10 protein-coding genes are annotated in these 8,674 nt (G+C 42.5%); 7 read left to right on the forward strand and 3 right to left on the reverse strand.

Annotation, left to right across the window (positions count from 1 at the left end; all coding sequences use genetic code 11):
• Window positions 1-221 precede the first annotated feature (221 nt).
• The gene (locus ACUVXA_RS12180; RefSeq protein ID WP_445871541.1) at window positions 222-482 is read right to left on the reverse strand and encodes a hypothetical protein; all 261 of its coding nucleotides are present in this window, start codon (window positions 480-482) and stop codon (window positions 222-224) included.
• A 154-nt stretch (window positions 483-636) separates the two neighbouring features.
• On the opposite strand from ACUVXA_RS12180, the gene ACUVXA_RS12185 reads away from it, so the two are divergent.
• On the forward strand, window positions 637-1,809 hold the full coding sequence (locus tag ACUVXA_RS12185; protein ID WP_445871542.1) for a CaiB/BaiF CoA transferase family protein: 1,173 nt from the start codon (window positions 637-639) through the stop codon (window positions 1,807-1,809).
• A gap of 545 nt (window positions 1,810-2,354) precedes the next feature.
• Here ACUVXA_RS12185 and ACUVXA_RS12190 read toward each other — a convergent pair.
• Both ACUVXA_RS12190 and ACUVXA_RS12195 read right to left on the reverse strand, forming a co-directional pair.
• Entirely contained in the window at window positions 2,355-3,689 is a 1,335-nt protein-coding gene (locus ACUVXA_RS12190; RefSeq protein ID WP_445871543.1) for a phenylacetate--CoA ligase family protein, read from the reverse strand.
• Between the two features lie 12 nt (window positions 3,690-3,701).
• Window positions 3,702-4,724, reverse strand: a complete 1,023-nt coding sequence (locus tag ACUVXA_RS12195) for a phenylacetate--CoA ligase family protein (RefSeq protein WP_445871544.1) — start codon at window positions 4,722-4,724, stop codon at window positions 3,702-3,704.
• A gap of 304 nt (window positions 4,725-5,028) precedes the next feature.
• Here ACUVXA_RS12195 and ACUVXA_RS12200 point away from each other — a divergent pair, with 304 nt between their 5' ends.
• The 6 genes from ACUVXA_RS12200 (at window position 5,029) to ACUVXA_RS12225 (ending at window position 8,393) form a co-directional block, all read left to right on the forward strand.
• Entirely contained in the window at window positions 5,029-5,745 is a 717-nt protein-coding gene (locus tag ACUVXA_RS12200) for a nitroreductase family protein (protein ID WP_445871550.1), read from the forward strand.
• Window positions 5,746-5,757: 12 nt separating this feature from the next.
• Window positions 5,758-6,027: a hypothetical protein gene (locus tag ACUVXA_RS12205; RefSeq protein WP_445871545.1), complete on the forward strand. Its 270-nt coding sequence runs from the start codon at window positions 5,758-5,760 to the stop codon at window positions 6,025-6,027.
• Window positions 6,028-6,273, forward strand: coding sequence for a hypothetical protein (locus ACUVXA_RS12210; RefSeq protein ID WP_445871546.1), 246 nt, complete (start codon window positions 6,028-6,030; stop codon window positions 6,271-6,273).
• A gap of 13 nt (window positions 6,274-6,286) precedes the next feature.
• A complete protein-coding gene (locus ACUVXA_RS12215; RefSeq protein ID WP_445871547.1) occupies window positions 6,287-6,640 on the forward strand; it encodes a hypothetical protein in 354 nt (117 codons plus the stop codon).
• A 160-nt stretch (window positions 6,641-6,800) separates the two neighbouring features.
• Entirely contained in the window at window positions 6,801-7,220 is a 420-nt protein-coding gene (locus ACUVXA_RS12220) for a Zn-ribbon domain-containing OB-fold protein (RefSeq protein WP_445871548.1), read from the forward strand.
• Window positions 7,221-7,226: 6 nt separating this feature from the next.
• On the forward strand, window positions 7,227-8,393 hold the full coding sequence (locus tag ACUVXA_RS12225; RefSeq protein WP_445871549.1) for a thiolase domain-containing protein: 1,167 nt from the start codon (window positions 7,227-7,229) through the stop codon (window positions 8,391-8,393).
• The last annotated feature ends 281 nt before the right edge of the window (window positions 8,394-8,674 follow it).

Below are 8,674 nucleotides of genomic sequence, written 5' to 3' on the forward strand. Positions count from 1 at the left end.
CATAAACAAAACCAAATTCAAATAAAAATAAAATTAACAATTCGGAAATACTGCAAGAACCACTTTTGGGGGGTTTTTGTTTGACGAATATTAATTCCTAGATTAAAAGCTTGTTTTATGGTTTCAGGTTTTGGGTGGAAATTATAGGGCAAAATTAAGTGAATGATTTTACTAGGTAGTTCCTCCTCTATTATGAAGTTAAGGAAAACAGAAATGTAAATTTATAGAGCCTTAACCGGAAAGAACGCGAGAAGCTCATTTTCTGTCTTTTTTACTAACTCCACCATCTTCTTCATAATGTTTAGTTCCCCAATTAGAGGTTGTATTTCATATACTTCCCCCGCTTTCACCTCCGCTAACCTAGTTTTTACGTCTAGAACATTTTCCCAGAAATAGTTGAAAATATTTTCCTGCTGATCAATAAAAGTGCTTGAGGTATTATAGAATGCGGAGTCGGTTTTTGACTTGATTTTTTTTTCCAAAGAATTTTAATATAAATATTTGTATGTACATTTTAAACAGACAATTGAATTGACTTTTTTCAGGGGTTTAGATTTAGTAATGTTTTGTTTTTTTGATACATGCAAATATTTAACTGAAATGAGGATATCGTTTTAAACATTTGAGGTGAATTGATTGGGACCCTTGGACGGTGTGAGAATTCTCGACTTTTCGAGACTTCTGCCCTTCAACTATGCCACTCTGCTTTTAGCGGATATGGGGGCTGAAGTTCTGAAAATAGAAGAGCCTATTCTAGGAGATTATATGCGTTGGGCTCCGCCAATTCTCAAAAAAGAAAACGCAGTATTTCTTATGTTAAATAGAAACAAGAAAAGCATGAAGCTGAATCTAAAAACAGAAAAAAGTAAGGAAATAGTCCGAAAACTAGTTGAGAAATACGACGTAATTTTTGAAACATTTAGACCGGGCGTTATGGAAAAACATGGCCTAGGCTATGAAGATCTGAAAAAAATTAACCCGAAGATAATATACTGTTCAACAACGGGTTACGGACAGGATGGACCCTACATAGATAAGCCGGGACACGATATAAATTATATAAGTATAGCGGGAATTCTAGGGGTCACGGGCAGACACACAGGAGCCCCAGTAATTCCAGGGATTCCAATCGCCGATATGAATTCCGGCGTTTTCTCTGCTTTGGCAATTGTATCAGCACTATTAGCCAGAGAAAGAACAGGAAAGGGACAATACATCGATGTTTCAATGACCGACACAGTACTAACCTATAATGTCCTGCATATTGGAACCCATATCTCGGGATATAGTGTGGGCGACGAGGGAACTCTCAGTGCCCTAGGCGAATCCGCCTACTACAATGTTTATGAAACAAAAGACCGAGAATTCATCGCTCTTGGAAACATCGAGGGAAAATTCTGGGCCAACTTCTGCGAATTAATAGGCAGAGAGGACCTGATCAGCAAACAGTTTGTCTCAAAAAATGAGGAAAAGAAAATATTATCAGAAGTAAGGGAAATCATGCGCACCAAAACCAGAGATGAATGGCTAAAACTAATGGAAGGCAAAGACATCTGTGTAACACCAGTTTACTCCATGGGAGAAGTGATCCGAGATCCTCAACTCAAACACCGCAGAATGTTCGTTGAGGTAGAGCATCCAGTTGAGGGCAAAACACTCCATGTAGCCTTCCCCCTAAAGTTCTCTGAAACCCCAGCTAGGATTAGAACACCAGCACCACTATTCGGGCAACACACAAAAGAAATACTAAAAGAACTAGGATACAGCGAAGAAGAAATAAAAAACCTAGAGAAAGAAGAGGTCATCTAACCTACTCAATTTAACTATCCCTTTCAATCAAAATAAAAAACTTTCAATCTCCGTAGCTGGAGAAAGGTTTTTGCAAAGGTTGTATCATTTTATTTTGCGCCCGTATGTGAAAGGTGTGGGGCGCTTTTCAGCCGGTGAGTGGTCTGGAATGACCTTATTTTGGGCAACCATGTGCTTTTAGAACATGTGCACCACCCTTTTCTATTAATTTTGTTCACGTGTGTTTCTCGTTAATTTGTGGTTGTTTATTCCCTTGTTTCGGGCTTGAAAAATGCTTCTTTTCGGGGAAACGGTACGATGTAATAGTTATGTTTTTGCATGGGGGTATGTGTTTTTGTTTGTTGGCTGCTTTTAAAGGGGGCGTTATTAAGCCTTCTTTTCCAAATCCAAACCCTACTATGGGAGTTAGGAAGGACGCCTTCACATACCCAAAATCAAAAATACATATCCATTACTTTGCGCCCGGGGAAACTTGTGAGCAAAACACAAGCGTATACTTCCTGTATACGGTGAAAAAAAGAAAAAAGAATGCTAAGCATCAGGTTTTAGCCTTTCGTTAGGTCAACAAACTTCGCAATCTTATGTGGAACCGGCCGGGGTATCTCTTCCTCCTTCACCCAGTTAATCTCAACCTTAACGCCCAGTTCCCTCTCCATTTCCTTTGTGAGTTCTGCCTTCAACTTGTCGGGATCCTTAGTTACCGCAGGGTCATAAGCCACATTAACTCTCAATTTATCCATAGTAGCAGAATACTTCACTAGGCTGAACATTGCCTTTATGGTTTCAGGATGTTTCTGAAGTATAACTTCCACATCAAATGGGATAAAGGCCTTATCTCCAACCTTTATTCGCCATCCCGTCCTAGCGAGAATACGCCCATGAGGATGCGTTATTCCCCGCTCACAGGGCTCCGAATACAATTCAAGGAAGTCCTCGGTACTGAATCTGATATAAGGCAATCCCTTAACCCTCAAATTCGTCGCAACCAACTCACCCCGCTCACCAGGAGCCACAGTCTCGTGGGTATCTGGGTCAAGAATCTCAGGTAAGCCCATATCCACCCAAATATGCCCAGTTACATGCTCATCACAAGTCTCAACATGCCAGCACCAAGACTCCCCAGCACCCCCAGCATCCCTAATCTTCACATTAGGCCAATTCTTCTTGACATGTCCACGAGCCACAGGCGATAAAGGCTCACCCATAGGCACCGCCAGCTTCACACACGACAGAACATCGCTCGGCTCGTAGCCCAACTGCTTCAAAGCCGGTGGAAGAAAGGCCGCGAAAACCTCAGTGGTAATTGCGGGTATGCCCTCAGGCTTGTGGATAAGCATCCACCTCGCCCACCTATCCACGAAGAGCGGGTGTGGAAAATCGAAGCCAAAAGTTCTAAGCCCCAACCTGTGACAAGCATTAAGCACAGGAGGCATCACCCAATGCCAGTTGATGGCTGCGCTGAATACTTTCATTCCTGGTCTGAATCCTCCGTCCCAGAGGTTGCGGCACATTATTTCTGTGCCTATGTAAATGTCGTTTCTGGTGCTGGCTCCTAGGGTGGGCATTCCAGTGGTGCCTGAAGAGGTCCACAAGTTTATTAGTTCATCTCTTGAGACGCAGCATAGTCCGGAGAATGGGTCTCCAGTTTTTCTCTGTTCTTCTCTTAGATGGTCTTTGTTGTATATGGGGATTTTTTCTTTAAAGTCGTCTAGGGTTTTTATGTCTTCGGGCTTCACGCCTGCTTCTTCGTAGAGTTTGTGGTGCCATGAGGAGTTTGCGTAGACGTAGCTTATTTGTGATTTTATGAGTTTGAGTTGCAGCTCTTCCAACTCTTTCAGAGGCATAGTTTCTATTTTAGGATTCCATAATTCACGGCTCATCTTTTTTCACCTCTACTGGGGTTTTAGTCGGGAGTGGGTGCGTCCACAATTGCATGGTGTCTTTTCGATTTTTGCTGTTATGTTGATTAGGTATCGGATCATGGGGTTTCCTTTGGCGAATAGGTTTGTTATTGCGAGTTTGCCTGCTTCTCCTTCTCCTACTTTTTCTCCTGTTTCTTCGTCTACTATTTCTGGTATGAAGGCGTCCTCCCAGATGTGTAGACCGTTGTGAATATTGCAATCCTCTGCGTAGAGCATGTTGTCCTGTACTGCTAGCATGTTGTGTACTTTGGCTTTCCACTTTTCACTTACTTCTTTGGTTTCCTTCTCGCTGAGTATTCTTTGCTCCTTCAGTATTATGGTTTTGTATCCTATTTCTTCTGGTGATATGTTGTTTTGCTGGCATATCGCAGCTAGTTGTGTTAGGTGGCCTATGTCTGCTATGATTAGTGAGGGTTTGAGAAGTCTTGCGGTGGCGAAGGTTCTTGGAGCTTCTAGTGGAATTATCTCAAGGGTTACTGGGGTAATGCCTAGTATTTCACTTACGCTGGGGCTTATTAGCAGATTTGCAGCCATATAGACGCGATTGAATGGCTCCCAGGCCCAGCAGAGTGATTGAATGGTGTCTCCGGAGTAGATTCCGGACATGATGAGGTTTCTGGCAAGATGTTGAATAATGGTGTTGCGGTCGGAGTCTGTTATACCGGTTATTAAAGGGTTTTCGGGCATTGGATGCTGATTAGGTCCGTATACTGCTAAGAGTTCGCTTTCTGGAACGCAGAGTCTACCGGAGTATTCGTCCCCGGTTTCCTTCATTTCTGCTTGTAAGTCCCCTGTCTTTGTGAGGGGGAGTTTTTGTAGGTCGTTTATGTTTTTTACGTCGTCTGGTTTTACACCTGACTTTTTATACAGTTTTTGGTAGAAGGGTGCTCTGTGGTAAACGTAGTTTAGCTGTTTTTTTAGGAGTTCTGTTTGCATTTCTTCTATTTGTTCTCTTTTCATGGATTCTATATGCGGACTCCAAAGCCTACTCAAATTTTCTCCCTCCAATTTTAGCTTCTATTAATAGTTTTTTATCAAATTAAATGTTTGTATAGTAGTTTTCAAACATACAATTCTATATTTATTAACTATTACATCGAAAATAGATAAAAAAGACTTTGGCAGCATTAAATAAAATTTAAGAAGCAGGGTCTTCTAATTGCTTGAAAAAAGGAAAATAAAACCATATATATCTTAAAGAGATTGTAATGAAAAACAAAAAAGCAACCTTTAAAATTTAGAAAAAGAGTTGGTAATAATTTTCAACTCAAATTATTGGATGGTGAGTGTTTTGGATGTGTTTGAAGCGATCTATACTAGGAGAAGTATGAGATACTTTAAGGAAGGTGAAAAAATCCCGGACTGGAAGCTTGAGAGAATACTGGACGTGGCCCGGTGGGCTCCTTCAGGAGAAAACATGCAGTACTGGAAATACATAGTTATCCGCGACCAAGAAGTTAAAAGATGGATTGCAGATATTTCTGAAGAAACCGGTATTATGGTTATGGGTAGAGATCCTTGGGAGGTTACCCAGGATAGGCAGTGGTTTATGCCCGAACACTTGAGACCCTACGCATTTCAAGGCTTCACCAAGGTAATAAGATATCCAGAAACCGCTGACGTTGTTCTGATTCCATGCATTACTTCAGCAGACACCGACTATCCGACAGGTATGGGTGAGGCTGCGTACCATCCCTATGTGGGTATTGGTGCGGGAATTCAGAACATTTGGCTGGCAGCCACCGCGCTTGGTGTGGGTTGCGGGTTTAATGCGGTCGCAGTGGCGGACACTAGAAGAAGTGAGGAACTCTTTGATTATCTCGGAATCCCTAGGAGTGTTAAACCAATTACTGCCCTCTGCCTCGGAGTGCCAGCTTTTCTTAGAGCGGCAGCGCCTTCAAGATATCCCTTGGAGAGCATAATGTATGATGAAGTCTGGGGTAATCCTTACCGGAGACTGGACTATCGTGAGAAAAAAGTAGAGAAGATGGTTTCAACGGTTTCAAGCACTTAGGAGGAACATTAGTTGAGTGAGAATAATGTGGTATCGGTAATACTTTCCCGAGAGATAATGGAGGCTTGGGAGGCCATGGCTGAGAAGCATGGCTGGGAACTATCTAAGCTCCTTAGCTTTGTTCTAACCCAATTTGTGATCCAGGATGGAAACATATTCAGTGGAACGTGGAAAAGTAAGGGAGTGGATTTAGGGAGAAAGGTGATTATTGAGTGGCCTACCTTTCCTTCCACAATAACTAAGGCGGAAATATTGGATGTGAAATTTGAGGAGATGAGATGAATGGCTGAGTGGCGAGGAAAACCGAAAAGAAGCTTGGACGATATTTCTCCCTATTGGCATAGGAGCCCTTACCTTGCCAAGTTCTTCGTGCAGACAGCGATGCCTAAAGTGATTGCGACACTTTCCTATGAGATGTTTGAGAGACTTATCGAAGCGGTGGAGAGCCGGTTTGGCTCATTTTCAGCTATAACTTTAAACAGGGCAGTAATTGAGGCTTTAGAAAAGTGGATAGCTGAGCAGAAATAGGGAGGTTCCAGAAGTGTCAGAGCTTAAAAATAGATTAAAGGAAATGGTGGAAAAGATTAACAATTCGCCAAACATACTTAACGCAATAAAAGAGTGGATAGATGGATACAATGGAAAAACAATAGGTTTCAAAATGCCTGTAGAAGCATTATACATAACCTTCGGCAAAGGAGAAGTGAGATTGATTGAGGGCGAGCCAGCGTCCTTCGACTTGATGCTGCTTTCAGAGGAGAAAAATTTAGTTGATAGTGTTTTTAAAGATCCAACTAGGATGCGTCAATATATAAAAGATGGCACAGTGATGATTTGGGGCAATCTGCACGAACTTCTAAAATTTGCAGAAATAGTGTTTCAAAGTATGGGATAGTTTCAGAGTAATGTAATCTTTTTATTACACACTAACCATATTTGTACAATGTATGTAAAAAAAATGCAAAACAAAAATTTGTAAGAAGAAAGAAAAAAGGTTTAACAATTTGAAACTGTGAAACCATATAGTGCTAATTTGATGTTTAATAGGTGGTTAAATGAGTAAGCATCGTTTATTTAAAGAAGGAATTTTTAAAGAAGGCTCATTGGAAAGTGGCAACCCAATACTGGTAGGTAGTAAATGTAAATCTTGTGGCCAAATCTATTTCCCAAAGAAAAGAGTTTGCCCTGAATGTATGACCATCGATGAAGTGGACGAAGTGGAACTTAGCCGCAGAGGCAAAATATATTCTTATACAATTGCCTATGTTGGCCCCCTCGAATACGCACCCTACGCCTTCGGTTTCGTCGAATTGCCCGAGGGCATAAGCATTTTCACCCACTTCACAGACTGCGAACCCTTTGAAGAAAAGTTGAAAATCGACATGGAAGTAGAACTCACCTCGGGAAAAATTACCACGGATGAGGATGGAACAGAGGTAATCGGCTGGAAGTTCAGACCAGTGAAGGAGGGCTAAGTAAAGATGAAAGATGTTTACGTAATTGGAGTTGGTATGACAAAATTTGGCAACTTCCCCATAAGACCCGGAGTGAAAGAGATGGGAGAGGAAGCCTGCTTTAAAGCCATGAAGGATGCAAACGTGCACCCAAAGGATATTGAAGCCGGATACTGTGGAATTGTGGCAGGAGTCGGCGGCGCACAGGGACCATTAGCTGGAAATTTAGCCATGAAACAAGTTGGAGTGGTGGGTGTTCCAATGACCAGGTGTGAGAACGGATGCGCCTCATCTTCAACCGCTTTCAGGGAGGCCTGGATATCAGTTGCGGCGGGTCTACACGACGTGGTCCTCGTTTTAGGGATAGAGAAGATGACTGGACTTCCTACAAGAGAAATGCTCAAAGCTATGACCCAGGGGAGCGACCTGGAAATTGAGGGATTCATGGGGATGACCTTTCCGGGCGTCTTCGGCATGATCGCAAATAGGCATATGAAGGAATATGGCACAACCAGGGAGCAATTGGCAATGGTTTCTGTGAAAAATCATCACAACGCCACAATGAATCCCCATGCTCACTATCCGAAAGAAGTATCCTTGGAAAAAGTTTTAAACTCGCCTATGATAGCCTACCCCTTAAGACTTCTAGACTGCTGCCCAATATCTGATGGAGCAGCAGCAGCGGTAATAGCAAGCGAAGATGTAGCAAAAAAATTCACGGACACACCGATCAAAATTTTAGGAGCAGCCCAAAAATCGGGAACATTCCTAGGAAAGCTCAACGCTACGACTTTTAACATAACTGTGAGAACTGTAAAAGAAGCCTACAGCATGGCCAAAGTGGAACCAAAGGATATAGACTTTGCGGAGGTCCACGACTGCTTCACAATAGCTGAAATTCTGCACAACGAAGATCTAGGGTTTTTCAAAAAAGGCGAAGGAGGAAAAGCGGTGGAAGAAGGAGAAACTCAAATAAACGCCAAAGTTTCAATAAATCCCAGTGGAGGACTACTAGCAAAGGGACATCCTGTTGGAGCTACTGGTGTGGCTCAGATCTGTGAACTGGTTTGGCAGTTGCGGGGTGAAGCTGGAGCAAGGCAGGTGGATGGTGCAGAGATCGGCTTAGCTCACTGCATGGGCAACTTTTCACATGGAGATGGGGGAACCTGCAATGTAACTATTCTGAGAAGATAGGTTCAATTATCTCAGATATTTTTACTACTAAAACTAAATTTTCTTTTTTATTTGAGTTTTTTTGCGTATTCTATGGCTTTTTTCTGCTGGCTTAGGGTTACGTTTCCGCGGATGCTTTTGTTCAGGAGTGTTTCCAGCATTTTTCTCAGACTGGTGCCGGAGAGTTGGGCGGCTTCGCCGAGAGTGGTTTTCCCCGTCCTTATACAGTTTTGTGGCGTACTCTATTAATCCGTTGTCCGAAACTTACCCATCTAGGACACTTCCAGATGGTGTTCGGTTCC

It is taken from the genome of Candidatus Jordarchaeum sp. (assembly GCF_052745115.1).